General features: G+C 58.6%; 20 protein-coding genes and 1 tRNA gene. 15 read left to right on the top strand and 6 right to left on the bottom strand.

Features of this window, described 5'->3' with window-relative positions:
• Positions 1–94 precede the first annotated feature (94 nt).
• Positions 95–421: an Arc family DNA-binding protein gene (locus GKKCFE_RS19010; protein ID WP_047228772.1), complete on the bottom strand. Its 327-nt coding sequence runs from the start codon at positions 419–421 to the stop codon at positions 95–97.
• A gap of 525 nt (positions 422–946) precedes the next feature.
• Between GKKCFE_RS19010 and GKKCFE_RS19005 the strand changes: the two genes are divergently transcribed.
• The 4 genes from GKKCFE_RS19005 to GKKCFE_RS18990 all read left to right on the top strand — a co-directional run bounded on the left by GKKCFE_RS19005 (position 947) and on the right by GKKCFE_RS18990 (position 11,539).
• A tRNA-Arg gene (locus GKKCFE_RS19005) sits at positions 947–1,023 on the top strand.
• 356 nt (positions 1,024–1,379) lie between these two features.
• Positions 1,380–3,086, top strand: a complete 1,707-nt coding sequence (locus GKKCFE_RS19000) for a ShlB/FhaC/HecB family hemolysin secretion/activation protein (protein WP_445576950.1) — start codon at positions 1,380–1,382, stop codon at positions 3,084–3,086.
• Positions 3,087–3,125: 39 nt separating this feature from the next.
• Positions 3,126–10,892, top strand: a complete 7,767-nt coding sequence (locus tag GKKCFE_RS18995) for a two-partner secretion domain-containing protein (RefSeq protein ID WP_445576949.1) — start codon at positions 3,126–3,128, stop codon at positions 10,890–10,892.
• A gap of 8 nt (positions 10,893–10,900) precedes the next feature.
• A complete protein-coding gene (locus tag GKKCFE_RS18990) occupies positions 10,901–11,539 on the top strand; it encodes a hypothetical protein (RefSeq protein WP_047228770.1) in 639 nt (212 codons plus the stop codon).
• A 155-nt stretch (positions 11,540–11,694) separates the two neighbouring features.
• Here GKKCFE_RS18990 and GKKCFE_RS18985 read toward each other — a convergent pair whose 3' ends face one another.
• Positions 11,695–12,132, bottom strand: coding sequence for a hypothetical protein (locus GKKCFE_RS18985; RefSeq protein ID WP_047228769.1), 438 nt, complete (start codon positions 12,130–12,132; stop codon positions 11,695–11,697).
• A 435-nt stretch (positions 12,133–12,567) separates the two neighbouring features.
• Between GKKCFE_RS18985 and GKKCFE_RS18980 the strand changes: the two genes are divergently transcribed.
• The 5 genes from GKKCFE_RS18980 to GKKCFE_RS18960 all read left to right on the top strand — a co-directional run bounded on the left by GKKCFE_RS18980 (position 12,568) and on the right by GKKCFE_RS18960 (position 18,292).
• On the top strand, positions 12,568–12,777 hold the full coding sequence (locus GKKCFE_RS18980; protein ID WP_223194580.1) for a hypothetical protein: 210 nt from the start codon (positions 12,568–12,570) through the stop codon (positions 12,775–12,777).
• Positions 12,778–13,061: 284 nt separating this feature from the next.
• Positions 13,062–14,669, top strand: a complete 1,608-nt coding sequence (locus tag GKKCFE_RS18975) for a tetratricopeptide repeat-containing response regulator (protein ID WP_139049353.1) — start codon at positions 13,062–13,064, stop codon at positions 14,667–14,669.
• Entirely contained in the window at positions 14,662–15,354 is a 693-nt protein-coding gene (locus GKKCFE_RS18970; protein WP_445576948.1) for a sensor histidine kinase, read from the top strand. The genes GKKCFE_RS18975 and GKKCFE_RS18970 overlap by 8 nt, the downstream gene beginning before the upstream one ends.
• 254 nt (positions 15,355–15,608) lie before the next feature.
• The gene (locus tag GKKCFE_RS18965) at positions 15,609–16,850 is read left to right on the top strand and encodes a glutamine synthetase family protein (protein WP_281460141.1); all 1,242 of its coding nucleotides are present in this window, start codon (positions 15,609–15,611) and stop codon (positions 16,848–16,850) included.
• 68 nt (positions 16,851–16,918) lie between these two features.
• Positions 16,919–18,292: an MFS transporter gene (locus tag GKKCFE_RS18960; protein WP_139049356.1), complete on the top strand. Its 1,374-nt coding sequence runs from the start codon at positions 16,919–16,921 to the stop codon at positions 18,290–18,292.
• 62 nt (positions 18,293–18,354) lie between these two features.
• Here the strand turns inward: GKKCFE_RS18960 and GKKCFE_RS18955 are convergent, their stop codons facing one another.
• The 4 genes from GKKCFE_RS18955 to flgA form a co-directional block, all read right to left on the bottom strand.
• Entirely contained in the window at positions 18,355–19,101 is a 747-nt protein-coding gene (locus GKKCFE_RS18955) for a flagellar brake protein (protein WP_316912100.1), read from the bottom strand.
• Between the two features lie 89 nt (positions 19,102–19,190).
• Positions 19,191–19,658: a flagella synthesis protein FlgN gene (locus GKKCFE_RS18950; protein WP_305388638.1), complete on the bottom strand. Its 468-nt coding sequence runs from the start codon at positions 19,656–19,658 to the stop codon at positions 19,191–19,193.
• A gap of 48 nt (positions 19,659–19,706) precedes the next feature.
• Positions 19,707–20,021, bottom strand: a complete 315-nt coding sequence (gene flgM, locus GKKCFE_RS18945; protein WP_047228762.1) for a flagellar biosynthesis anti-sigma factor FlgM — start codon at positions 20,019–20,021, stop codon at positions 19,707–19,709.
• A 173-nt stretch (positions 20,022–20,194) separates the two neighbouring features.
• Positions 20,195–20,959 (bottom strand): flagellar basal body P-ring formation chaperone FlgA, encoded by a 765-nt coding sequence (flgA, locus tag GKKCFE_RS18940; RefSeq protein ID WP_047228761.1) that lies wholly within the window; start codon positions 20,957–20,959, stop codon positions 20,195–20,197.
• A gap of 78 nt (positions 20,960–21,037) precedes the next feature.
• Between flgA and GKKCFE_RS18935 the strand changes: the two genes are divergently transcribed.
• The 6 genes from GKKCFE_RS18935 (at position 21,038) to flgE (ending at position 26,136) form a co-directional block, all read left to right on the top strand.
• Positions 21,038–21,964, top strand: a complete 927-nt coding sequence (locus GKKCFE_RS18935; RefSeq protein WP_047228760.1) for a chemotaxis protein CheV — start codon at positions 21,038–21,040, stop codon at positions 21,962–21,964.
• 53 nt (positions 21,965–22,017) lie between these two features.
• Entirely contained in the window at positions 22,018–22,845 is an 828-nt protein-coding gene (gene cheR / locus GKKCFE_RS18930) for a protein-glutamate O-methyltransferase CheR (RefSeq protein WP_139049357.1), read from the top strand.
• Positions 22,846–23,205: 360 nt separating this feature from the next.
• Positions 23,206–23,613 carry a flagellar basal body rod protein FlgB gene (gene flgB, locus GKKCFE_RS18925; RefSeq protein WP_047228758.1) on the top strand — a complete coding sequence of 136 codons (408 nt, stop codon included), beginning with the start codon at positions 23,206–23,208 and terminating at the stop codon, positions 23,611–23,613.
• Positions 23,614–23,616: 3 nt separating this feature from the next.
• Positions 23,617–24,060, top strand: a complete 444-nt coding sequence (gene flgC / locus GKKCFE_RS18920) for a flagellar basal body rod protein FlgC (RefSeq protein ID WP_014339780.1) — start codon at positions 23,617–23,619, stop codon at positions 24,058–24,060.
• A gap of 15 nt (positions 24,061–24,075) precedes the next feature.
• The gene (flgD, locus tag GKKCFE_RS18915) at positions 24,076–24,798 is read left to right on the top strand and encodes a flagellar hook assembly protein FlgD (protein ID WP_316912099.1); all 723 of its coding nucleotides are present in this window, start codon (positions 24,076–24,078) and stop codon (positions 24,796–24,798) included.
• Positions 24,799–24,828: 30 nt separating this feature from the next.
• Positions 24,829–26,136, top strand: coding sequence for a flagellar hook protein FlgE (gene flgE / locus GKKCFE_RS18910; RefSeq protein WP_339490984.1), 1,308 nt, complete (start codon positions 24,829–24,831; stop codon positions 26,134–26,136).
• The last annotated feature ends 341 nt before the right edge of the window (positions 26,137–26,477 follow it).

Here is a 26,477-nt window from a genome sequence, read left to right as displayed (position 1 = left end):
TGGCGGGCTTTTTCGTGGGCGCCGGAAATCTCTGTCACCAAATTCCAGGCAAAAAAAAGCCAGCACAAGGCTGGCTTCAATATCTTGGATGCTATCAGGACGCGTCTGCGGTCATTTCTACGTCATGGGCAATCAGCGAAACGAGAGCGTTTTGCTGGCGATGAGAGAGTTGTCGGAATCGTTGAAGCAGCTCGCGTTCATGCAGTGACAGCTCTGGGCTGTCCAGTCGCATGCTGAGCTCTTCACCCAACGCACCTTCCTGAATAAGGCTTTGCTCAAGGCGCGCGATGATTTCGGAGTTCATGCTGCGGTGATGATTGCGAGCCACCTCGGCAATGCGTTCCCGCATTCCGTCTGGCAGACGTACGACGAACTTGTCAGCCGTACGGCTGGAATAAATTGCCTGTTTCATTGGGCGCATATATTTAACCGGTTAGTTCAGGGGAGCGGTTCTCGGGATTGGCCGCAGGATGTCGATAGGACAAGCCCCTTAGCCAAATGTTCAACCTGAATTGTTAAGAGGCCCGCATCATGCCTCAAAATTGCCAGATCATTGGCGCCAATTCTGTGACAAATATTGATCCGCGTAAAGGCGTTATGCCAGTACCCTTCGTCAAAAATGCGGACTGGTTGGAAAAATTTCCAGGTCCGCATCTTGTGACCACTGCATCGTGTCGATGTGCCATACCGTCTGGCGGATAACCATGACGTAGGCGGCGGCGCGATGCTGTCCTTGTATTGTATAGGATAGTGGCGATTTGCCGATTTACTAGAATGAGCAGGGTGGGGCCAGATGAGCGGCGGTCCGGTCCGGGGGCTACGATGGGAGACTTGGCGAGCGGTACATTTGCCTACACTTAAAAAGCCATGGACGACATGACAAACGCCAGGCTGACCGTTAACATGCACGCCGTCCAACGCACCGCGTTTCTCGTGGTCGACTTGTGTCTCAGTAGCTCAATTGGATAGAGCATCCCCCTCCTAAGGGGAAGGTTGGCAGTTCGAACCTGCCCTGGGACACCATCATTCTCCAGCCCCCCACTGGTTTGCCTCTCTTGCGCCAAATCCCCTTGGTCGGTACGGGCGTCGGTTCCCTCATCGGGAAAAAATCCACCCCGTACAGGTCCGACAAGACGATTTATGTCGGTGGTTTCTAATGCGTCCTGTGAGACACGTCTCTTTTTTGAGCAGAAAGTTTCCCCTCCTTTGAACCGAAGGCGATATGCCGGGTCTGGTGTGCGCGTAGTTTTGCGCATTAGTAGCGTGAGTATTTTCGGAGTCAGCCTGGACTTTCCGGCGTTCCCCGAAATGAGAAGACCGATATCCGGTGCTTTGTCTGCTCGCCAGTTTGCTGCCATTTCCGTATCGAGGGATCGAACATGTTCTCACCCGCCCATTGGGCGAGGTCGTACCTGGCTTTGCTGTGCCTTTCTCCGCTAACACTTGCCTACGCTGCGCCGACACCCGGCGACACGGACCTGATCCGCGAACGCCAGGATCGCTTGCTCGAAGAGCAGCGTCGACGCCTGGAAGAACTCAAGGAATTGCCTGGCAAGGCGGCGAAGCCGACTCAGCCGACAGCGCCTGTGGATACCCGTTGCTTCCCCATCAAGACCATCGAAATCAAGGGCGCCGACAGTCTTTCGGCCAGTGAGCGCGAACAACTGCTCAAGCCCTATATCAACCAATGCCTGGGCGTGCCACAGCTTAATGAGCTGCTCAAGGTCATCACCGATTACTACCTGGAAAAAGGCCTGGTCACCAGTCGTGCCTATTTGCCGCAACAGGACCTGTCCAGCGGTCATCTGCAAGTGCTGGTCGTTGAGGGCCGGCTGGAAGGGCTGAAGGGTGCCGAGGGCAGTGGCCTGTCCGAGCGGGAACTGGCCATGAGCTTTCCCGGCAAGGCGGGCGATTTGCTCAATCTGCGGGACATCGAACAGATGGTCGACCAACTGAACCGTTTGCCATCCAATCGCGTGCAGATGGAGTTGGCGCCGGGACAGGATCTCGGTGGCAGTGATGTGCTGGTCAAAAACACCCCGCAAAAGCCTTGGCGCGTTGGCCTGGCGCGGCATAACGATGGCCAGAAGAGCACCGGCGAACAGCAATGGGGCACCTCCTTCGACTGGGACAGCCCGCTGGGCCTGGCCGATCAACTGGCCTTGCGCGGCGGCCACGATGCCGTCAGCGATCATCAGAAAACCTCGCGCAATGCCATGCTCTATTACAACCTGCCATTTGGCTGGTGGAACTTGAACTACAGCTACAGTCAGAGCGAGTACCGCGCCCTGGGCCAGGCCAACGGCTTCAATTTCAAGCAGAGCGGTGACAGTCAGAGCCATCAGGTGCGCCTGGAGCGGGTGGTCCATCGCGACGCGGTGAGCAAGACTTCGCTCAACACCGGCTTGGCGTACCTGCGCACTAACAACTTCGTCAACGACAGCAAGCTCGGTAACAGCAGCAATCGCATCAGCGAGACGCAGTTCGGCATCAACCATGGACGACGGGTCGGCAATGCATTCGTCAACCTGGACCTGGGTGTACAGCAAGGCATCGGCGCTTTCGATGCCCAGGGCGACGACGATCCGGGCCCCGGGCAGGCCGACGCCCGCTACCGCAAATACACCGCCACCCTCAGCTATTTGCAGCCCTTCATGCTGGGCGGCGAATCCTTCAGTTTCAGCAGCCTGATGACCGGCCAGCGCAGCGAGGATGCGCTATTCGCCTCGCAGCGCATGAGCCTGGGCGGACTGGCGTCGGTCCGAGGCTACAAGGACCAGACGCTGTCCGGCGACAGTGGTGGTTACTGGCGCAACGACCTGCGCTGGAGCCGCCCGGTGACGCTGGAGTGGCTGCGCCCGGTGTTCGCCGAATACGGCACTAGCCTCGGTTACGACCAGGGCGTGATTCGCGGTAATCGCTACAACGGCGACCAGCACGGGCGCATGTCGAGCAATTCGGTGGAGTTGTTCGCCCGCGGTGAGCACCTGACGGCCAGCGTGACCTTTGCCCACTCCTTGGAACGTCCGGATGCCCTGGCCGAGCGCGAAGCGCCGATCTATTTCCGCGTGGATTCCTTTTTCTAAATACAGCCTTTTTAAAAACTGCTGCAACGAGACTTGATCATGGACGACCGTCAATACGCCTTCCTGGCCCGCCAGCCTTCTGCTGCCGTGCAAACCCGCGAGCACTTCTGGGGCATGCCCAAGCGCGGCCTGGCATTCCTGTTGGCCAACGTCATGTTCTGGCAGCCGCTGTGGGCCCAGGCGGACGGGATCGTGGTCAGCGCGCCGGGCACCAGCCTCGGTCAGGCCGGCAATGGCGTGCCGGTGGTCAACATCGCCAAGCCCAACGACAGCGGCCTGTCCCACAACCAGTTCAAGGACTACAACGTCGGCAGCAACGGCGTGATCCTCAACAACGCCACCAACGCCGCCCAGTCCACGCAACTGGGCGGGATCATCCTCGGCAACCCGAACCTCAAGGGCACGGCCGCCAAAGTCATCCTCAACGAAGTCAACGGCGGCAACCCGAGCCAGCTGCGTGGCTACACCGAAGTGGCGGGGCAGTCGGCCCATGTCATTGTCGCCAACCCTTATGGCATCACCTGTAATGGTTGCGGGTTTATCAATACCCCGAAGGCGACCCTGACCACCGGCAAACCGATTATCGAAAACGGTCAGTTGAGTCGCTATCAGGTCGACCAGGGCAGCGTTGCGATCGAAGGCGCAGGCCTCAACGCCAACAACGTCGACCGTTTCGAAATCATCACCCGCAGCGCGAAGATCAATGCCGAGATCCAGGCAAAGAATCTGACAATTATTGCCGGTCGTAACGACGTCAACGCCGATACCCTCAATGCCACCGTCCGTGCCGACGACGGCAGCGCCAAACCGCAACTGGCCATCGACTCCTCGGCCTTGGGTGGCATGTACGCTGGCACCATCAAACTGGTGGGCACCGAGGCCGGGGTCGGGGTCAAGCTCGACGGCAAGATGGTCGCCAGTGGCGGTGATATCCAGCTTGATGCCAATGGTCATTTGAGCTTGGCGCAAACCACGGCGGCAGGCGCCGTCGAGATCAAGGCTCAAAGCCTGGACGCCCAAGGGACGATGTATGCCGGCAGCCATGTTCAGGTGACAACCAAGGGCGCTCTCAGCAACCAGCGCGCTATCGCGGCGCGCGAGAAGGTCACGCTGACCACCGACGGCCAGCTCAACAACCTTGGCATCATCGAAGCAGGCGTCAACGTCGATAACACCCGCAACCAGATTGGCGATGTCGTGCTGACCGCGGCGAACATCGACAATCGCGGGCAGAACGTGATCGCCAGTCGCGACTTGAAAGCCACGACCACGCAGACCCTCGACAATCGCGGCGGCACTTTTTCCGCCGGCAAGAGCCTGACGCTCGACAGCAAGGACATCGACAACCGCGCCGGCACGCTGGTCAGCCAAGGCAACATTCAAGCAGTGGCCACTGGAGCCTTGGATAACCGCGATAAAGGGATCATCGCCAGCGACGGCGAGCAGACTCTGATCGCCGGGACGCTAAAGAACAGCGCAGGCGTTATCAGCAGCAACAACTTCCTGAAGCTCGAAGCGCAAACGCTGGATAACAGCGGCGGCAAAATTGCGTCCGACGCCGCACTGACCCTTGGGGGTGGTAGCGCTGAAAATAGCGCAGGACAAATCACCAGCCAGGGTGATCTCGTTGCCACGCTGAAAAGCTTCAACCAGCAGGACGGCAAGGTGGTCAGCCAGGGGAAACTGACCCTGACCGCAGACCGCATCAACAACAGCGACGATGGCTATATCGCCTCGGTCAAGGCCATGAGCCTGACCGCTCACCAGCAACTGTTCAATAACAATGAGGCGATCATCAGCACCGAACAGGGGCTGACGATCAACGGCGGTGGTCTCGATAACACCAAAGGTAGCCTGCTCAGCCAGAGTGACCTGAAGGTCGATATCACCGGGGATTTCGTCAACCGGGATGGCAGCGCCATTACCCAGGCCGGGAACGTGGATGTCGAGGCGAACAGTCTCGATAACCGTGGCGGTGTTCTTGCCAGTGTTGGCGGTTGGCTGAAAGCTGAGTTGAACAAGGTGTTGGATAACGGCGAGTCGCTCACCTCCGCTGGCGAGGCCGGGTTGATCCAGGCGCAGTCCGTCAATCTCGATGCGAAACAAGCGGTGCTCAACAATGGTGGGCAAATCTCGGCCTTGTCCGGGAGCGCCGAGCTCACTACCGCTACGTTCGAGAACCGCAACGGTGCAGTGCTCGCCAAACAGGCCCTGACGGTGCGTGCCCAGGATCTGGACAACAGCGACGGACGCGCCGCGGCAAACACCGTTGATTTTGGTTTGACCGGGGCGCTGAACAACCAGCGCGGTCTGGTCGAAGGTTCCAACGGCCTGCTGATCACGGCCGTATCGATTGATAATCAGGGCGGCAAGTTGCGCTCGGTGGGCAAGCTGGGGACCGCGACGCTAACGGTTGATCAACTGCTGGACAACCAGGGCGGCGTCATTGAAGCGGCTACCCAGGACCTGTCCTTGCAGATGGCAGGCTTCAAGAATGCTGACGGCAATGTTCGTCATGTGGGCACCGGCACGTTAGGTGTGGACCTGGCCAGGTTCAGCAACATCGGCGGCAGCCTGATGACCTCAGGCACCCTGACCGTCGACGCGGCACGTTGGGACAACAGCTCGGATATCCAGGCCAATGTCCTGAACCTGAAGGTGGGCCAGCTCAATCAGACCAGCACCGGCAAGTTGATCGCCGTGCAAAGCCTGCTGGCCACGGGCGGCACCTGGAATAACGCGGGCACCATCAGCAGCGACGTTGATTTGGATCTGAAGCTGACCGGCGCTTATGTCGGTACCGAAAACAGCCGCCTCAGCAGTGTCGATCAATTCGATCTGAGCGCCGCCAGTATCGATCTCTCCAGTGGCGCGCGCCTGGCTGGCGGTGGCACCACCACCGTCACCAGTCTCGGTGCATTGAACAATGCTGGACGGATCACCGGCGGCGGCAAGTTCTCCCTGGCCGCCACGAGCCTGGTCAATACAGGCACGCTGGGCGGCGCCGACACCGTCGAACTGGTTGCCAACGAGGCGCTCAACGATCGCGGTCTGATCTTCAGTGGCGCGGACATGGCCCTGCGTTTCAACCGCTTCACCAACTATCGTGCGGACGTCTACAGCCTGGGGGCGTTGAATGTCGCGGCACGAGATGGCGTCGCTCGCAGCACGTTGCTGGAGAACATCTCCGGCACCCTTGAATCGGCCAAGGACATGTCGCTGCGCAGCGACACCTTGATCAATCGCAAGGACGTTTTCTCCACCACCGATGAGCTGGTGTCGGGCTCCATCAGTGTCAAATGTTATGACTGCGGTGGTGACCACCACAACGTCGACTATATAGCCCGGGAGACCTACCAAAGCGCAGTGCTTGAAGACTCGGTCAGTGCCACCCTGATGAGTGGGGCGAAACTGACCGTTGATGGCTCTGCGGTGACCAACCAATACAGCGTGATGGCCTCGGCTGGCAACCTGCTGATCACCGCAGACAACTTCGCCAACGCTGGCGCCGCCGCCGGGACCAGCGTCAGGACGCGGACCTGGAACACCGGCAGGGTCACGGATGGAACCGACGAGCGTTTCCGCGACAGATACATTGTCCCCTACAACGCCCAGGCTAATCCGAAACAGGTGCCGGTAGATGCGCTCAACTCCTTCCGTCAGGTAGGCGACATCACCACAGTGACGCCAGGGGAATCGCTAGCGCCCGCGGTTGTTCAATCGGGCGGCGACATCAGCATCCAGGCTACGCAGCGGCTGGAGAACAGCAGCATCGTGCAGTTCCAGGCGCCGCTGGCCGGAGCGACCAAGTCAGCGGCCACCGATGTGGCCGACGCCGCACAGCCAGCAGTCGTGGTGCTCAACCCGCAGCTACCGCCTGATCTGGCCCAACAACAAGTCAACCCGACCACCATGCCCGGGTTCACCTTGCCGACTGGCGAGAATGGCTTGTTTCGTGTCGTCGACAGCGCGGCCGCAGCGCAAAACAGTCATGACCAAAGCCAGGCCACTGTCCAGGGTTCGGCCGCCAGCCGGGTCATCATCGGCCCGAAATACCTGATTGAAACCAACCCCGCGCTGACCGACCTCAAGCAGTTCATGAGCTCGGACTACCTGTTGGGCAACCTGGGTTATGACCCCGACACCAGTTGGAAGCGCCTGGGCGATGGCTTGTACGAGCAACGCCTGATCCAGCAAGCCGTGATCGCCCGCACCAGCCAACGCTTTCTCGATGGCCAGACCTCCGACGAAGGCATGTTCAAGTACCTGATGAACAACGCCATCGCCAGCAAGGAACAACTGAACCTGGCCGTTGGCGTGACCCTGACTTCGCAACAAGTCGCCGCGCTGACCCACGACATCGTCTGGATGGAAGACCAGGTCGTCAATGGTCAACATGTCCTGGTGCCGGTGCTTTACCTGGCCCAGGCCAACAACCGGCTGATGGCCGATGGCGCGTTGATCCAAGGCAAGAACCTCACCCTGATTGCAGGCACCGACCTGAAGAACGCCGGGACGCTGCGTGCCAGCGAGAACCTCTCGGCGGCGGCCGGGAACAATCTGGTCAACACGCGCCTGGCCGAGGCTGGTGAGCGGCTCAAGTTGGTCGCGGGCAAAGACCTGGTCAACATGCAAGGCGGCATCCTCAAGGGCAAGGACGTCGAGCTGTCGACCTTGACCGGCGACATCCGCAACGACCGGACCATTAGCACCATCGAAAACAGCGGCAAGGGCTTCAGTTCGAAGACCTCCGTTGTCGACAATGCTGCGCGTATCGAGGCCGGTAACAATCTCACCATGCGTGCAGCGGGCGATTTGCTCAACGTGGGCGGCGCGATTACCGCGGGCAACAACGCGGACTTGAGCGCGGGCAACGACGTTGTCATCTCCGCGGCTCGCGAAGAAAGCGGCTCGATGCGCCAGGACAAACGCCACTTCTGGGAGCAAAGCCAGACCGTTCAGCACGCCAGTGAGGTCAAGGCGGGTGGCAACCTGAACGTCACCGCCGGCAACAACCTCACTGTTGTCGCCAGCCATCTCCAAGCCAAAGGCGATATCAACCTGAGCGGCAACGATGTCGCCCTGATCTCGGCGGCGAACGAGGAGTCCAGCGAATACCGCTACAAGCGCAGCGGCAAGAAGATCAACAAGGAAGAGGACCATGTCTCGCAGCAGGCGACCACCCTCGATGCTGGGGGGGATGTAAGGGTTGCTGCGCACAATGATCTGTTGATGGTCGCGAGCAAGATTGCGGCGGGTAACGCGGCCTATTTGGTGGCGGGGAAGCAGCTGAGTCTGTTGGCTGAGCAGAATCGTGATTACTCGCTGTATGACATGAAGAAAAAAGGCGGTTGGGGCAGCTTGAAGATGCGGCGCGATGAGGTGACACAAATCACCCATATCGGCAGCCAGATCCAGACGGGAGGCGACCTGACGCTCAAGAGTGGCGATGACCAGCGCTACCAAGTCGCCAAGCTGCAAAGCGGGAAGGACCTGATACTGGAAAGTGGCGGCGCCATCGTCTTCGAAGGCGTGAAGGATCTGCACGACGAAAGCCATACGAAGACCAATAACAATGCGTTCTGGAACTCCGCTAAGGGCAAGGGTAATACTGACGAAACCCTGCGCCAGACGCAGATGGCGGCGGCGGGCAATATCACCATCAAGGCAGTCGAAGGTCTGAAGATCGACATCAAGCATGTCGATCAGAAAACGGTCAGCCAGACCATTGATGCGATGATAAAAGCCGATCCGCAACTGGCCTGGATCAAGGAAGCCGAGCAGCGCGGTGACGTGGACTGGCGGCAAGTAAAGGAGATCCATGAGTCCTTCAAATACAACACGTCGGGCTTGGGGCCGGCTTCACAACTGATCATCGCCATTGCCCTCGCGGCCGTTATGGGGCCGATGATGGCTGGCATGAATACCATGGTTCAGGCCGGAGCAATCAGCGTCGCGACCAAGGCGACGGTCAGTACCATCGACAACCGAGGAAACCTCGGCGCGATTGCCAAGGACGTTACTTCCAAGGAGAGCCTGAAAGGGTATGCCGTCTCGATAGCTACGGCAGGGGTTGCCCAAGGGCTTGGCTATGACGCCAGCACGGTTGGCTTCAATGCCGAGAGCGTAAAGACAGTCGCTATGAAAGTGGCTGCGGATGCTGCGATTAAAACAGCGGTGTACGGAGGCAGTTACCAAGACAACTTAGCAACTTCGTTGGCTGGAACGGCGGCCAGCATTGGTGGAGCGTATGGCGCCGGAAAAATCGGCGACTTCGGTCTGGCCGAAGGCAGCTTGGAAGCGATTCTGCTTCATTCGGCCTTGGGCGGATTGATGGCGGAAGTCATGGGAGGAGACTTCCGTACAGGAGCAATAGCGGGCGGGGCAAACGAGGTTCTTATCGGTTTGCTGGGGGATACGCTCCTGCCCTCGCATCTGGAGCCCGGTACACCTGAATACACTCGGGCCCAAGAGAATCTGGTCGCACTTTCAAAAGTTGTCGGCGTACTAGGCGCTGCGGCATCCAATGGAGATCTGGACGTTGCCGCGCAAGTGGCGGAAAACGGCACGCGTTACAACTTCCTCGGAGACCACTCCCAAGCGGAGCGAGACAGAGCTCTCAAGGAGTATGAAGAAACCAAGAGCCTGGACGCCGCCAAAAAAATGATGGTGCTCCAAGGCTCGGACCAGCGTAGCGATGCGTTGTTGGAGCGTTTTCACACCGATCCCGCGTCGCTTTCTCCGGCAGAGAAAACAGAGCTGGGCGCTTATCTTCAGGTCTACGGCTACGAGCAAAGCCAGGAACACGGGGTGGAGGCTGCTCGCACGAGCATCAATAATCTGCTTAAAAACGGACCGGATCCATACCGAGACTACCCGTATGCGGGCGGTACTACCCAGGAGCGAATTGCCTACGCCGACGACCTGAGAGCTCGGGACGGCGTGTCGGTGGCCAACATCTTTTGGTCCAGGGACCAGAGCGCTAGCGAAATGCTGTACCGCGATGCTGAGGGTTACCTGCGCATCAATCGTGAAATGCAGGCGATGAGTGACGTGGGGTCACCTGCTCTGTATTTCCTGACCGGAAATCTCGGCACTACGATTCGGGTCGCAGCTGCGGCGAATGGTGCACTCCAAGCAGGACACGGTGCGGGCCAGGTCTACGATGGTGATACGTGGAATGGCATCGGCAACATTGTGGTCGGCGCTATGAATGCGGCGAGTCTTGGGGTGCCGAGGATTGGGGCATCTGGACGGGGTAGTGCGAGTCAAGGTGCTAAAGACTCTGGCAGTTCCAGTGTGCCTAAAGTTCCAGCCGACCCTGTAGTAGTGCGCAGCGACAATGATTTTTCTTTATCTGTGGGGGGAAATGGAAAGCCAAAGGCCTACATTAAAGAGAATGGCGATTTGGTACCCCCTAATCTTGAGGGGACAGGCAGCATTCAGACACATGTGCGCGGAGGCGGTTCTGAAAATTCTCCGTACATTTCTGTGACCGACCCGAGAGTGTCATCCAATCCTAAAGATTACGGCTCTCAAAAAATAGAAATCGACGTCAAGCGATTGCAGCAGGATATAGATTCTGGTGTATTACCAGACACAAAGTTTTTGAGCAATCGTGAGGTCGTTGCTGAGCTTCAGGCTAGGGTAAATGCCGCGCGGAATAAATACACAAGCAACCCCAGCCCAAAAAATGAGACTTCATTGAGCAGGGCGGAGTCAGACCTGGTGAACGTGATGCGTGATGGTGAGTGCTTGATCAAGGGTTGTGTACCGGCCGGCTATATTAAATTCATTCAGAAATAGGGTTCATTGTGGATCGGAAAACCTACGACCTACTCCACGGCATACCGGATCATGCTGATTATGCCGCCGAGGCAGGTGAGCTGGATGCCGAAGATATACCGCAGGAAAGAATGACTGCAGTGTTGGATTTGCTTCGCAATTCAGATGATGATGTTGTGCGCTTCGAAGCTGCAAAATTGTTGACTAGCTGGGGGATTTTCGAGGGGTTGGTTGCATTAAGCGAAAGCATGGAAAAGCCGGAACTTATCAAAAATACCTACCCCCACAGGTTGCATGGATACGATGATACTTATCGCCAGATCCTCATGGCTGTAACCATGTACTTCGCAAATATGGTCGACAGGGGACAAAGGGAAGTCGCTAGGGCTCAAGTTTTTTTACCACTGTCTACTATCATCGAGTTGGCAGGAACGGAACCCTTTGAAATATCTGACGCTTTCGCCTTCTTAAAGCGTGAGCGGTATCCGGAATACATCCCGTTTGTTAAACAGCACCTCAGCTCGATAATAGATCGCCCCGAAATACATCAATGGAAAATCTACGACGCTATGGAGTTTCTGATGGGGGTCGAGCCAGAATTCGTTATGTCTCTGCTGCAACTGAGAAACAAGAGCATCGAAGATTTTATGCCGCGGCAACGTAGCTGATTTAAGCGAGGCGTTGATGGCAGTAGAGGGGGCAGCTTGTTTGATAAGCGAAGGGGGGCGTGACATACCTATAGCGGCGCGAGGACTGCTTGCGCAGCCCTGCGGGAGCAAGCTCCCTTGCCACGAGAGCCAGTTGATTAATCAATTGGTGGAGGTTATAGCGGGCACCACGGGTCTTCCCCGTTTGCGCTTTCCAGGATCTTCGGAAAGTTTCGCGCGAATCCCCAGCCTGAAGCCACGGCGGTCATGGTGGTTTTGCAGGCGGGGTTCTTTTCCGAGACGATCAGGTTCATATAGAACTGGCTTCCGTAAATTGTTGGCGCCCACAGCACCATGTCACTTCTTTCGGCGTTCCGGTCGACTTTCAATTGAATGGTGTTGACGAGTCTTGCGCCGGTGTTGAGCTCGGTTACTTGGGGGTGGAAGCAGTGGTTCAGGTAGCCTTGCACGCGTTCTTCCACCACCGCCCGCTCTTGCGTCAGGCAATACTCGGGGCTGGTTGTGCCGGTGTTCAACAGCTCATCCTTGGAATATGGATGCAGCGAGCAGCCGCCCAGTAACAGAAAAACGACTCCTGTAAATCCCTTGTACAAATTCAAGCTCCTTCTAGAAACGGCGGTTTACCAAAGCGGATTGCGGCAAGGCGGCGGGCGGGACTATACGCAATTTTTTCGGCCTGGAACGACTAAACCAGCTCGCCGTAGGAACCGACGGAAAGAATATTCCCCATTGACTTGTAGGACATTTCCTAGAAAATTCCAGTCCCTTGCGCCTGCTGATTCCGGTGCCTAGTCTTTGTCCACCGCTGCCAATTAGCGGTCGGGTTTAGCAGCTCGGAATCACGTTAGGCGCATGGCAACTGCCTTCAATGCGGGCATTTTTGTTGCCCGAATTCTTATGGCAGCTATGCGCAGGGCATCCTCGGGTGCGCCGGTTTCCTAACGTACCGGTCTGCTAACCTGCGCACGGCTGCCACCCACTCGTTTAGCAGCGGACGTGGCGGCTCCCACTTACGTTAGGGGTATTCCATGGACAAACTCATACCAGACCCTCCCGTTCCCCCGCTGCATCTGGACATCGCAGCCGACGCCAACGCCGAGCGTGTCATCGATTCCTATCTGAACCCCAAGCCCGCCCAGCCTGACAAGAAGCCATCCCCCGACCAGCTATTCACTGTCGTGGAGGGCATTGATGCTGAGAGCCTACAGTCCCTAACCCAAGAGCTGGCCTTTTGTTAAGGGCTGAACCGCCCAACCAAGCTGTTCAAGGTCACGGCCAGGCAGAGGTTAACCATGTCCCCGGTCCACCTGTTCCATGCCCGGCAGGTAGCCGATGGGTCCCGGAACCACCTCACACAATCTCTTAACGGAACGCCATTTCCTGCCGATACTCTGACGAGCCCTGTTTTCTATCGCGTTTCGGCGCGCGAAAAAGGCTAGCAATATGCGCCACACCGGGCGGTGACACGGCGTTTCGTTGTTTTGCCATTGGGTGCATCTTTTTACTTGCCTGGACATCCTCGATGCTGGCGTACCACCAAAAAAGTTTTCTGATCGTCGATGATTTCTCGGATTTCCGCAGTTCCGTCCGGTCCATGTTGCGTGAGCTGGGCGTCAAGGACGTGGACACCGCTGATACCGGTGAAGTGGCGCTGCGCATGTGCTCGCAGAAGCGCTATGACTTTATTTTGCAGGATTATCACCTGGGCGACGGTCGCAAGAACGGTCAGCAGGTGCTGGAAGACCTGATGGTCGAGAAGCTGATCAGCCATGAAAGTGTGTTTCTCATGGTGACGGCTGAAAGCAGCCAGGCGATGGTGCTCAGTGCCTTGGAGCATGAGCCGGATGCGTACCTGACCAAACCGTTCAACCGCTCCGGCCTGGCCCAGCGGCTGGAACGGCTCGAGCAGCGCAAGACCCTGCTCAAGCCGATCCTGCAAGCCTTGGATCGTGGCAAGCCGATGGAAGTGCTCAATGCCTGTATCGCCCTGTGCAAGCAGGATCCGCGCTACGGGCCGTTGTGTCTGCGTTATCGGGCTGATGCGCTGCGGGACCTGAATCAGAATGAAGCCCTTGAGCGGCTGTACAACACCATCCTGGCTGACCGTCCTTTGCCGTGGGCCTATGCGGGGCTGGGGAAGTTGTTGTTCAAGCGTGGCCTGGTGGGGCAGGCCAAGGATGTTTATGAGAAGGCCTTGAAAGTATTCCCGATGATGCCGGCGTTGTATGACGGCATGGCTGAAGTGTTGGTGGCCGAAGGCGATACGAAGCAGGCGCAACACGTGCTGGAAGAGGCGGTTCGTCTATCGCCACTGGCGGTGCGACGGCAGTCGCTGCTGGGCAAGCTGGCAATGACCAACGAAGATTTCGAGACCGCGTCCAAGGCCTATCGCCAAGCGGTGGGGCAGGGCGCACAGTCGCGCTTCAAGGACCCGGAAAGCAACCTGGGCCTGGCTCATGCACTGATCAGCAAGGGCAGCGAAAAAGGCCTGGATACCCGCACTCGGCTGGAAATCAACACCACCCTCAGCGCCGTGGCCAAGGAAAATCTCAACGATCCTGGGTTGCAGGTGCGTGCGCGGTTGATGAAGGCCACGAGCCTGTTGCTCAACGATGCCGAAACCGCCGAAAAGCTCACCGAGCAGGCCTTGCAGCGCCTCGACGGCATGGAGCAGTTCATGAGCGCCGAGGCCGCGTTGCTAGTGGCCAAGCAGTTGCAGATGCTCGGCCAAACCAGCGCCGGCGAGTCGATGCTCAAGAACTGCGCGGAGATCTATGGCGATGATCCGACGGTGATGCAAGGCATCGCCAAGTTGACCGATGATCCGAATATCCTCAATCAAGGCAATGCCGCCGCCGAGCTGAACCGTGAAGGTGTGCGCGTCTACAAGACCGGCGCGTTGCCCGAGGCGCGAGAGCTGTTCCGTCGAGCCCTGAAGATGCAACCGAAGAACATCAGTATTGCTTTGAACATGGCGCAGTCACTGTTGCATGGCACCGATACCAGTGTGGAGTCGGAGCTGCTGCAGGAGTGCCGCGCCTGCCTGAAACTGGTGGGCATGATGCCCGACACCGATGCGCGTTTTGCGCGTTATCAGAAACTGCGAAGCAAGGCATTTGGCGATGAATGACAGCGAACAGGCTCTCGATTTTTCCACGGTGATCGCGTCTACCGTGCACGACATGAAAAACTCCCTGACCTTGCTCATGCAGGCTCATACCCAGTGGCTTGAGCGTTTGCCCGAATCCGAGCGGCAGACCTCGGAGCAGGGCGTCATGGAGTTCGAGTTCGCCCACCTCAATGGCCTGCTGGTGCAGTTGCTGGGGTTGTACAAGCTGGGGGTCAACCAGTTGCCGCTGCATCCGGCCTATCACGAGCTGGATGACTTTATCGAGGCGCAACTGGCCGGTCATCAGGACGTGTTCCGCAGTCGCGGGATCATGGTCGCCTACGAGGTCGACCCGCTGAGCCCCCTGGGTTTTTTCGATCGTGAGCTGATTGCGTCGGTGCTCGATAACAGCATCAACAATGCCATCCGCCACGCGCGCCAGGCGTTGCTGATCAGTGCGAGCGACGAGGCCGGGCAACTGGTGCTGACCATCAATGACGACGGCGAAGGCTACCCGGCCGAGATGATCGAGCGTCAGGCCGAGTATGTGCAGGGCATCAATCACAGCAGCGGCAGCACCGGACTGGGCTTGTACTTCGCCGCGCGGATTGCTGGGTTGCATCAGCGTGGCGGCGTGAGCGGGCGGACCGAGATTGCCAATGGCGGCGCGTTGGGCGGGGGCGTGTTCCGGATTTATCTGCCCTGAGCCTGCCCGGCACTCATAAATCTGTCGACACAACCCCACCCAGTATTCCAGGGCTTGTTGTTTATTGTCTTGGGCCGCTTGATATTCCGAACACCCGAAGCCTATTTTGTACGGGTTGCCGTTAGCGGCTCGCACATAACAAGGATTGCGTCATGACGACCGATGGCCAATGTTCACTCGCGCAGCGACTGACGGGCATTGATGAGATTGAGTGTGTCACCCCGGATTTGAATGGCGTGCCACGAGGCAAGGTGATGACTGCCGAGGGCTTCCTCGAGGGTCGACGGTTGCAGATGGCGCGGGGTGTGCTGTTGCAATGCATCATGGGCGGTTATCCGCCGTCGCGTTTTTATGGCAGCGACGACGGCGACCTGGCGCTGGTGGCCGACCCGAAACACATTCACCGCTTGCCCTGGAGCGAACAGCCGCGAGCCTTGGCGATTTGCGACGCTGATGAGCTGACTGGTGAAAGCTCCCGGCTCTCCACGCGCGGTCAGCTCAAACAGGTTATTGCTCGTTATGCCGCCCTCGGCTTGGCGCCCGTGGTGGCGACCGAGCTGGAATTTTTCGTGTTCGCCCCCAACCCGGACCCGACCCAGCCGTTCCAGCCCCCTGTGGGCCTGGACGGACGGCGTGAAGACGGTCACTCGGCGTTCAGCATCAGTTCCAATAATGGCCTGCGACCGTTCTTTAAAGAGGTCTATGCATGCATGGCGGCGCTGGGCTTGCCCCGCGACACCTTCATGCATGAAATGGGCGTGAGCCAGTTCGAGATCAATCTGCTTCACGGCGATCCTCTGTTGCTGGCCGACCAGACGTTCCTGTTCAAGCACCTGCTCAAGGAAGTTGCCCTCAAACACGGCCTGACCGTGGTCTGCATGGCCAAGCCCCTGGCCCATACGCCGGGCAGTTCGATGCATATTCATCAGAGCGTCGTCGAGCTGGACAGCGGCCGCAATGTGTTCAGCGATGAAGCGGGCGAGCCGACGGCGGCGTTCCGGCATTTCATCGGCGGGCAACAGGCTGGCATGGCGGATTTCACTGCGCTGTTCGCGCCGAACGTGAATTCCTACCAGCGCCTGTGTCACCCGTTTGCGTCACCGAACAATGCCTGTTGGTCCCATGACAATCGTTCGGCCGGGTTGCGGATTCCCGCCAGTTCGCCAGCGGCCCGTCGGGTCGAGAATCGCTTGCCGGGTGCCGATGCCAACCCCTATCTGGCGATTGCCGCCAGTCTGGCTGCGGGGCTTTATGGCATCGAAAATCGCCTGGAGCCGAGCGCCGCGATCCAGGGCGAATTCCAAGTGCCGGACAATCTTTCGCTGCCATGTACCTTGCATGCTGCCCTGGAACGTCTGAAGCGTAGTCATCTGGCGAAGGAACTGTTCGGTACGGAGTTCATCGAAGGCTACATCGCTTCGAAGACCATGGAGCTGACCAGCTTCTTTGATGAAATTACTCCCTGGGAGCGGCGTGTTCTAGCGGCCCAGGCATAACCAAACGTCGCATTCGGGCTATCTTCTAAATAGCCCGTACTCATCTCAAGGAGCCGCTCGGAACGCCGATGCGCCAAATCTGGAAACCTTTTCGAGCGCTGTATTTCGCCTCGCTGATGATGTTGATCGGCTCGGGCCTGCTGAGTACCTACCTGGCCTTGCGCCTGGCTGCCGACAATGTCGACAGCCTGTGGGTCGGTGCGCTGATGGCCGCCAACTATTTCGGCCTGGTGCTGGGGGGCAAGATCGGCCACCGGCTGATCGCCCGCGTCGGGCACATCCGGGCTTATTCGGCCTGCGCCGGGATTGTCGGTGCGGCGGTGCTGGGCCATGGCCTGGTGGATTGGCTGCCGGCCTGGATCGTGCTGCGGGTAATTGTCGGCCTGGGCATGATGTGCCAGTACATGGTGATCGAGAGCTGGCTCAACGAGCAGGCCGATGCCAAGCAGCGTGGCGTGGTATTCAGTGGTTACATGATCGCTTCCTACCTGGGCCTGGTGCTGGGTCAGTTGATTCTGGTCATGCACCCGGCCTTGGGGCTTGAGTTGCTGATGCTGGTGGCGCTGTGCTTCGCCTTGTGCCTGGTGCCGGTGACACTCACCCGGCGGATTCACCCTGCGGCGCTGCACCCGGCGCCCATGGAGCCGCGCTTTTTCATCAAGCGAGTGCCGCAGTCATTGAGTACGGTGCTGGGCTCGGGGCTGATCGTCGGTTCGTTCTATGGCTTGGCGCCGCTGTACGCTTCTCAGCAGGGGCTGTCGACCGAGCAGGTTGGTCTGTTCATGGGTAGCTGCATCTTTGCCGGATTGCTGGTTCAGTGGCCCCTGGGCTGGCTCTCCGATAGATATGACCGGGCGCTGCTGATCCGCTGCTTTGCGCTGGTGCTGACAGTCTGTGCGCTGCCGTTGGCGATATTGCCCACGGTGCCGTTGGAGGTGCTGTTCGTCGCGGGATTCTTCTGTTCGCTGGTGCAGTTCTGCCTGTATCCGTTGGCGGTGGCGTTTTCCAACGACCACGTCGAAGCTGATCGAAGGGTATCCCTGACGGCCATGCTGCTGGTGACCTATGGGGTTGGCGCCAGTATCGGGCCGCTGGTAGCGGGGGTGCTGATGAAGATGTTCGGCAGCCAGATGCTCTATGCCTTTTTTGCCTTCTTCGCCCTGGTGCTGGTGTGGCGAATCCGGCCGAAGGCGGTGACCAACCTGCATCAGGTCGACGACGCACCGCTGCATCACGTGGCAATGCCGGACAGCATGTCCAGTTCGCCTCTGGTGGCGTGCCTGGATCCCCGTGTGGACGAACAAGTGGTGCAGGAGCAGATGCACGTCGATCCTGTGCCGACGGAAGAACCGGCCGACGAAGAACCCGTCATGGAGGAAGTTGCCGCCGAAGAGGCCAGCGACGAGCCGTCGAGCCCCGATTTCACTCAGGCCAGGCCTTGAGCCAGTCATAAAAAAACGGGCAGTCACCGCAAGGGACTGCCCGTTTTTTTACGTGTCGAAAATCAGAGGTCGTCTTTGTCGAAACGACGGGCTTCGCGCTGTAGCTGATACACGAAACGCTCAACCTGCCGTTGCACCAGGCCGCTGATGTTGTGGAAACGTACGCCGGCGAAGGTGGTGTTGATCCTTTCTTCGAAATGCAGATAGCGCAGTTCGACCGGTGCGGTCATGTTGCCGAAGGGCAATGCCGCGATAAAGCGCTCGTAGACCTGGCCCAATTGCAGGCGTGCGGTAATGTCACCTTCGAAGCGCAACTTGCAGCCTGTGGCGGAAATATCCAGCAGCTTGCCGTCAACCGGTGACTTGAGTTTGTCACCGCCCAGTTCGACGCTTACCAGTTGCGCCAGCTTGAGGGCGGCGCGGAAGGCGTTGCGGCGTTGGTGGTAAACCACTTCATCAGGCAAGGCGCCGCGATAGCAGCGGCCGTCGCTGGACTCATCGATGGTCAAAGGGCCGTTGCTTTCCCACGCGATGCGCACGCCATCATGGAAACCCTCGACACGAAACGGCTCGCCCGCCAACAGGAAGCGTTCACCGTCCCGGGGGATCATTTCGTCCAGGGCGAGGACGTTACGCTCCCGGTCGACATCGACCAGATAGCTCTGGAAGCGCTGGCTGCGTTCGTGGAAGGTGATGATCAGCGGGTCATGGCTATCTTGCAGCATCCGCAGGTTGCCGGAAATTTCCAGGGGCGTGGCGAGGACCTTGGGCGGCTGCGGAGCATCATCCGCGTTTGAGGCATTGAACACGGTGGGTCAATCTCCAGGCAAAATACGACGAGTAGCCAGCATTTTGCCAGCATGTGTCGCGCGTTGATAGAGCGCCGGCACTGTTCGTTTCATGCCTGGCTGAGCGGGCGGTGCTTGACCATCTTGGCGGTCGAACCGCGAGCGTCATAGAGCGTCGGGATTTCACCGCCGTTGAGAATGCGCAACTGGTTGGCGGTGGCGGCTTGCTGAACCTGGATCGACTGTCCGTTGCGAGTGTTGGCGGCCTGGCATTGAGCGAGCAGGTCGTTGAGCACTTCACTTTGGGACAACAGTTGATCGCCCACCGACGACTGGCTGGCCAGCTGCTCAAGGCCATCGCGATTGGCGGGCAGGTTGAGGCTGGCGAGGATCTCGCTGCGCTTGCGGCCATGCTGATCGAGCAGAATGATCAATGCCTGTTTCTGCGCCAGGATATTCTCCAGCGACGGCATGTCGCGACCGTGCAATGCCAGGGACTCGGCCTGCAATAGCTCCAGCAATTGTTGCGCCGGGGCAAAGTCGTCGGTGATCAGTTGCAACAAATTAGTGTCGTGCATGGCTGGCCTTAGGTCTTAAGCGTCCAAAAGCCTGGCGCAGGCGTTGGCCTAGCGCTGGGCTTCGAAGTTGAGCAGTTTGCTGGCTACACGGTTGCTGTCGACTTTATAGCTGCCATCGGCGATTGCTGCTTTCAACTCGGCCACGCGGGCGTTGTCGACGACAGGTTGATCGCGCAGCTTGTCAGTGACCTTCTGCAACTGCTGAGCCTCATTGCTGAGGTGTACCGACTCCCCGTTGCTGACAGTGGCGGCTTGTTCGGCCGGCGCGGATTTGTCGGTTTCGACGGTTTCCTTGCTGGCGTTAGGGCGCGTAGTGCCTGTTAGCGGTGAAGAGCTGTTTAAACGATTGAAATCGATGACCATGGTAAAAAACCTCTGGGTATTTGGACGCTTGCCATGTTTTCGGCCATCCCCAAAAAAACTTTAGGCTCATTTATTCAATGAACGTGCGCAGGTCTGCGCTTGCCTTTGCGTAAGGCACAGTCTAGGGAACACCGTGGGCAAGCGCCAGCTCTCTACCCATTTCCACCCGATCGCTACATAGCCACTTCCACATGGCCTGGGGCCATTACCTGCGCCTTGATAACGCGTTGGGAATTAAGGTTTTTTACCCGAATCTGTTCTCGCATGCCGCCGTTGGACAAAGCCTCGCCCGGCATCCGCACGGCCAGGGTCCCGCTGCGGGCGGTGATGACCACCTGATCGCCCTTGCGCACCACTTCGGCTTGTTCCAGGTGGACCAGGGTAATGACCTGGTCGGCGACCATTGGTCGGACAAGTTTCTGACCGATGGCCTGATCGACGGAGGTCAGGAATCCCTGGTTGATCTGGCTGACATCCCGTTCACGCAGTGTCACGTCCTGAGGCTCGACGATCCCGGCCCGCTTGAGCGGACGGGTGGTGGTGACGATTTCGCGAAACAGGCGCACTTGAGCGGGCACGAACACCGTCCAGGGCGCGGCGCTGTCGCACCGCAGCTTCACCGTGACCCGGCCCAGTGGTCTGGCCGGGCTCTCCAGAGACGCAGTCAATTCCTTGTCACACATGGGCATGCGCAGGCGCGGGTCGAGCTGGTTGACTTCGATTTCGTAGCGACCTTCGGTTTGACTGGTTGCCAGGTAGTCTTCTACGGTGAATTCAAGAAAGCCCTGAGTGACGCCGATAAGGAGATCAGGCAAGGTAACCGGAACAGCACCAAAGGCAGGGCCGCCCAAAGCGAGCAGGCAGGCAGCCAACAGTGCACCGAGCCAGTGGCGGCAGTGAGTGGTCAGGCGTCGAAAAAATGTCGTTTGTGCGTTCATGCCGGTTCAATAGCAAGCCCCGTGCCGTTTAGTGATGAATGCGCGTCGGACACATTAGCGTTAGGTAGGAGTCAGGGCATGGCGGGAGTAATGGATTCGGTGAACCAGCGCACTCAGCTGGTCGGTCAGAATCGCCTGGAGCTGTTGTTGTTCCGTCTCGACGGCCAACAGATGTACGGGATCAACGTATTCAAGGTTCGCGAGGTGCTCCAGTGCCCGAAGCTGACCCTGATGCCCAAGTCCAGCCCCGTCGTGTGCGGTGTGGCCAATATCCGCGGAGCGACCATCCCGATTCTCGATCTGGCGATGGCGACCGGTTCGGGCCGGCTTCTGGATCAGAGCAATCCGTTCGTGATCATCACCGAGTACAACACCAAGACCCAGGGCTTCCTGGTGCGCTCGGTGGAGCGCATCGTCAACATGAACTGGGAGGAGATCCATCCGCCGCCCAAGGGTACCGGTCGCGATCACTACCTCACGGCGGTGACCCGGGTCGATAACCAGTTGGTTGAAATCATCGACGTGGAGAAAATCCTCGCCGAAGTGGCGCCGACCCCGGAAACGATTTCCGTGGGGGTGGTCGACGCCGAAACCCAGCACAAGGCGATTTCGCTGCGGGTGCTGACGGTTGATGATTCTTCGGTGGCACGTAAGCAGGTGACCCGTTGTCTACAAACGGTCGGTGTCGAAGTGGTAGCGTTGAACGACGGACGCCAGGCCCTGGATTACCTGCGCAAGCTGGTGGAAGAGGGCAAGAAACCGGAAGAGGAGTTTCTGATGATGATCTCCGACATTGAAATGCCGGAGATGGACGGGTACACCCTGACGTCGGAAATCCGCAACGACCCGCGCATGCAAAAGCTGCATATTGTCTTGCACACCTCGTTGTCCGGTGTTTTCAACCAGGCGATGGTCAAGAAGGTGGGGGCCGATGATTTCCTGGCCAAGTTCCGGCCCGATGACCTGGCTTCCCGGGTAGTCGAGCGCATCAAGGCTGCAGAATAAAGGTTGGGCGCGTTGTGCGCCCGGCAAGTCAATACGATGAAAGAGGCGGTATTTTGTCTACGGGTAATTTGGATTTCGAACAGTTCCGGGTCTTCCTGGAAAAAGCCTGTGGCATTTTGCTTGGTGAAAACAAGCAATACCTGGTGTCGAGCCGTCTCAATAAGTTGATGGAGCAACAGGGCCTGAAATCGTTGGGCGAACTGGTCCAGCGCATCCAGACCCAGCCGCGCAGTGGGTTGCGCGAGATGGTGGTGGATGCCATGACCACCAACGAAACCCTGTGGTTTCGCGACACCTATCCGTTCGAGGTGTTGAAGAACAGGGTGCTGCCGGCGGCCATCAAGGCCAGTCCGGGGCAACGCTTGCGGATCTGGTCGGCGGCCTGTTCGTCGGGACAGGAACCCTATTCGCTGTCGATGTCCATCGATGAGTTCGAGCGGACCAATATCGGCCAGCTGAAAATGGGCGTGCAAATCGTCGCCACCGATTTGTCCGGAACGATGCTCAACAACTGCAAGACTGGCGAATACGACAGCCTGGCCATCGGCCGCGGCCTGTCGCCTGATCGCCTGCAACGCTACTTCGACCCCAAAGGGCCGGGTAAATGGGTGGTCAAGGCGCCGATCAAGAACCGCGTGGAATTCCGCTCGTTCAACCTGCTGGACAGCTACGCCAGCCTGGGCAAGTTCGACATCGTGTTCTGCCGCAACGTGCTGATCTACTTCTCTGCCGAAGTGAAAAAAGACATCCTGCTGCGCATCCACAGCACGCTCAAACCGGGCGGCTACCTGTTCCTCGGCGCCTCCGAGGCATTGAACGGTTTGCCGGACCACTACCAGATGGTGCAGTGCAGTCCTGGGATCATCTATCAGGCGAAGTGATTTGCTTGGGTTGGGAAAAAAACGGGAGTCCGCAAAGGCTCCCGTTTTTTTTGCCTGCCGGTTTTTTCCAATGCACCACAGCCTCCTGTGGGAGCGAGCTTGCTCGCGATAGCGGTATTGCAGACGCCATCAATGTTGACTGACACACCGCTATCGCGAGCAAGCTCGCTCCCACATTTGATCCCCATTGCCTGGGTGAAAGCGGCAGAAAAGCGGCAGCCAGCGGAAACCGATTGCCGCTTTTCTGGCATTGCCGCTTTGCCGATGCCCGCAAAGCCCCGGTTTATGGGCTTTTTGAAAGTGGCACGACGCTTGCTATGTCCATCGTACGTAAATTCTGGTCACCCGAAGGTTTCCAACATGAGCATCAGTTTCGATAAAGCGCTCGGCATCCACGAAAAGGCCCTGAGCTTCCGAGCCCAGCGTGCCGAAGTCCTGGCCAACAACATCGCCAACGCCGACACCCCGAACTTCAAGGCTCGGGACCTGGACTTCTCCAAAGTGCTCGCCGAGCAGAACGAGAAGGCCAAGAACGGCCACTTCGCCCTGAACATGACCAACAGCCGTCACATCGAAGCCGAAGGCCTGGGCAATGCCGATGAGTCGCTGATGTACCGCACGCCGATGCAGCCTTCGATCGACCAGAACACCGTGGACGCTCAACTGGAACAGTCCAACTACACGGAAAACTCCGTGAACTTCCAGGCCAGCTTCACCCTGCTCAATAGCAAATTCAAAGGGCTGGTATCGGCCCTGCGCGGAGAGTAAGTCATGTCGATTGCGAGCGTATTCAACATTGCCGGCAGCGCCATGAGTGCCCAGACCACGCGTCTGAACACCGTCGCCAGTAACATCGCCAACGCCGAGACCGTGTCGTCGAGCATCGACCAGACCTACCGTGCCCGTCACCCGGTGTTCGCCACCATGTTCCAGGGCGGCCAATCCGGCGGCAGCGACTCGCTGTTCCAGGAGCAGGACGCCGCAGGGCAGGGTGTGCAGGTGCTCGGCGTGGTCGAAGACCAGAGCAACCTCGACGCACGCTACGAGCCGAACCACCCGGCCGCCGACGCCAAGGGCTACGTCTATTACCCGAACGTGAACGTCGTTGAAGAAATGGCCGACATGATTTCCGCCAGTCGTTCGTTCCAGACCAACGTCGAAATGATGAACACCGCCAAAACCATGATGCAGAAGGTCCTGACCCTCGGTCAGTGATAAGGGGCGAGTCACATGAGCGTCACCAACACCACCAGTGGTTTGAGCCTCAACGAGATTCTGGCCAACTCCTCGGTCAAGACCAACACCACCACCGATGGCCTGGCCTCGGCGACGAATGCGGCTACCGGTTCCAAGGAGCTGGGCAAGGATGCGTTCCTGCAATTGCTGGTCACCCAGCTGAAAAACCAGAACCCGCTGGAGCCGCAGGATAACGGCGAGTTCGTTGCCCAGTTGGCGCAATTCAGCAGCCTGGAAGGCATCACCACACTCAACGAAACCGTGAGCGGTATTGCCGGCAACTACAACTCGTCCCAGGCCCTGCAAGCCTCGTCACTGGTGGGCCGTTCGGTCATCGCCCCGGGTGACAAGGCTGTGGTCGACACCTCCAAGAGCCTCAACGGCACGGTGGTGGTACCGGCCTCGGTGTCTTCGCTCGCGATCAAGATCGCAGACAAGGACGGCAAGACCGTCCGTACGATCGAGCTGGGCAGCCAGAATGCCGGTAATTCGGCCTTCATCTGGGATGGCAAGAACGATGCGGGCACCACCCTTGAGTCGGGTACTTACACCTTCACCGCTTCGACCACTATCGACGATAAGCCCGTGTCGCTGATCACCAACCTGCCGGCGACCGTCAGCAGCGTGACGATCAGCCAGACGGGCGGTGAGCTGATGCTCAACCTGGCCGGGCTGGGCAGCATCGCCCTGTCCAAAGTACAAACTATTGGTATGTAGAGCCGACTAAACCGGCAAAAGGAGTGCAACATGTCTTTCAACATCGGCCTTAGCGGTCTCTATGCAGCCAACAAGCACCTGGACGTGACCGGCAACAACATCGCCAACGTGGCGACCACCGGTTTCAAATCGTCCCGTGCGGAATTCGAAGACGTCTACTCGGCCACCAGGCTGGGCAGCGGCACCAAGACCGTCGGTAACGGCGTGCGCCTGGCCAACGTCTCCCAGCAGTTCAGCCAGGGTGACGTCAACAACACCGGCAACGTGCTGGACATGGGCATCCAGGGTTCGGGCTTCTTTGTCCTGAGCAACGACGGTTCCCTGAGCTACACCCGTGCCGGTACGTTCAAGACCGACAAGGAAGGTTTCATCACCAACAGCGATGGCACTGCGCGTTTGCAGGGTTATGGCGTGGATGCCAATGGCAACATCCTCAACGGTATTCTGACCGACCTGCGTATCGACACTTCCAACCTGCCGCCGCAAGCGACCAGCCTGGTTTCGTCGACGATTAACCTGAATTCGACGGCGACGGCTATCAACCAAGCGGCTCCTTACGTGTTCGACCCGGCCGATACATCCACCTTCACCAAGCAATTCACCACGCCGGTCTACGATACCCAGGGTAACCAGCATTCCATGGACCAGTACATGGTCAAGACTGGCGACAATGAATGGGATGTCTACACGCTGATCGACGGTCGTAATCTGGACGGTAGCTCGCCAACCGCTGCCGCTACCCTGGCGGTCCCTTCGACCATGACCTTTGATGCGAACGGCAGGTTGTCCACGGTCACCACCCCACCAGCGAGCACCAGTAGCGATTTGGAACTGGACGATTGGATTCCTGGCACCGTTACCAACGGCGTGTGGACCGCCAATGGCGCTGATGGCGCCGATACTATTGTCATCTCCATGGCCAATACCACCCAGTTCAACGCCGACACCGCCCGGTCGATTCCTACCCAGAACGGTTACGCCACTGGCCAGATCACCAACCTGACCATCGACGGCAGCGGTGTGCTGCTGGCCAACTTCAGCAACAACCAGACCAAGCCGATCGGTCAGCTCGCCCTCGCCAGCTTCACCAACGAGCAAGGCCTGCAACCGGTAGGCGGCACCAGCTGGAAAGAAACCTTCGCTTCGGGCATCCCGGGCTACGACGCGCCGGAAACCGGGACTCTGGGTTCGATCGTCTCCAACTCCCTGGAAGAGTCCAACGTCAACCTGACCAACGAACTGGTCGAGCTGATCAAGGCCCAAAGCAACTACCAAGCGAACGCCAAGACCATCTCCACCCAGAGCACCATCATGCAGACCATCATTCAGATGGCTTGATATCGAAGGTCGCTTGAACGCTGCACAAGAAGCCCCTCGCAAGAGGGGCTTTTTTGTGGGTGGGTGTTTTCGGAGGGGCTGTCCCGGCCTCATCGCGAGCAGGCTCGCTCCCACAGGTGGACGCATTCCAATGTGGTCACTGGCTGAACCAAAGCCGCTCCCACAGGGATTTTCAGTGAGCGCAAATCTTGCGAACGAACCGGAACACATGTGGGAGCGAGCTTGCTCGCGATGGGGCGCGCCCAGTCGCTACTTTTCTCAAGGCAAAAGAAAACCCCCGATAAACCAGCGGTCTATCGGGGGCTTCTTTAGCAAGCGCCTTGCAGCGCCCACCCACTCAG

The organism is Pseudomonas sp. E141, from assembly GCF_052659885.1.
This window is presented reverse-complemented; position numbering and strand designations above follow the sequence as displayed.

Excerpts from the sequence above, each read along its gene's own strand:
- flgM (WP_047228762.1), bottom strand. The coding sequence starts at position 20,021 with ATGGTCATCGATTTCAATCGTTTAAACAGCTCTTCACCGCTAACAGGC.
- GKKCFE_RS18980 (WP_223194580.1), top strand. The coding sequence starts at position 12,568 with ATGGACAAACTCATACCAGACCCTCCCGTTCCCCCGCTGCATCTGGAC.
- GKKCFE_RS18975 (WP_139049353.1), top strand. The coding sequence starts at position 13,062 with ATGCTGGCGTACCACCAAAAAAGTTTTCTGATCGTCGATGATTTCTCG.
- GKKCFE_RS18995 (WP_445576949.1), top strand. The coding sequence starts at position 3,126 with ATGGACGACCGTCAATACGCCTTCCTGGCCCGCCAGCCTTCTGCTGCC.
- GKKCFE_RS18970 (WP_445576948.1), top strand. The coding sequence starts at position 14,662 with ATGAATGACAGCGAACAGGCTCTCGATTTTTCCACGGTGATCGCGTCT.
- GKKCFE_RS18960 (WP_139049356.1), top strand. The coding sequence starts at position 16,919 with ATGCGCCAAATCTGGAAACCTTTTCGAGCGCTGTATTTCGCCTCGCTG.
- GKKCFE_RS18950 (WP_305388638.1), bottom strand. The coding sequence starts at position 19,658 with ATGCACGACACTAATTTGTTGCAACTGATCACCGACGACTTTGCCCCG.
- flgB (WP_047228758.1), top strand. The coding sequence starts at position 23,206 with ATGAGCATCAGTTTCGATAAAGCGCTCGGCATCCACGAAAAGGCCCTG.
- flgA (WP_047228761.1), bottom strand. The coding sequence starts at position 20,959 with ATGAACGCACAAACGACATTTTTTCGACGCCTGACCACTCACTGCCGC.
- GKKCFE_RS18965 (WP_281460141.1), top strand. The coding sequence starts at position 15,609 with ATGACTGCCGAGGGCTTCCTCGAGGGTCGACGGTTGCAGATGGCGCGG.
- GKKCFE_RS19000 (WP_445576950.1), top strand. The coding sequence starts at position 1,380 with ATGTTCTCACCCGCCCATTGGGCGAGGTCGTACCTGGCTTTGCTGTGC.
- GKKCFE_RS18935 (WP_047228760.1), top strand. The coding sequence starts at position 21,038 with ATGGCGGGAGTAATGGATTCGGTGAACCAGCGCACTCAGCTGGTCGGT.
- flgC (WP_014339780.1), top strand. The coding sequence starts at position 23,617 with ATGTCGATTGCGAGCGTATTCAACATTGCCGGCAGCGCCATGAGTGCC.
- flgD (WP_316912099.1), top strand. The coding sequence starts at position 24,076 with ATGAGCGTCACCAACACCACCAGTGGTTTGAGCCTCAACGAGATTCTG.
- GKKCFE_RS19010 (WP_047228772.1), bottom strand. The coding sequence starts at position 421 with ATGCGCCCAATGAAACAGGCAATTTATTCCAGCCGTACGGCTGACAAG.
- flgE (WP_339490984.1), top strand. The coding sequence starts at position 24,829 with ATGTCTTTCAACATCGGCCTTAGCGGTCTCTATGCAGCCAACAAGCAC.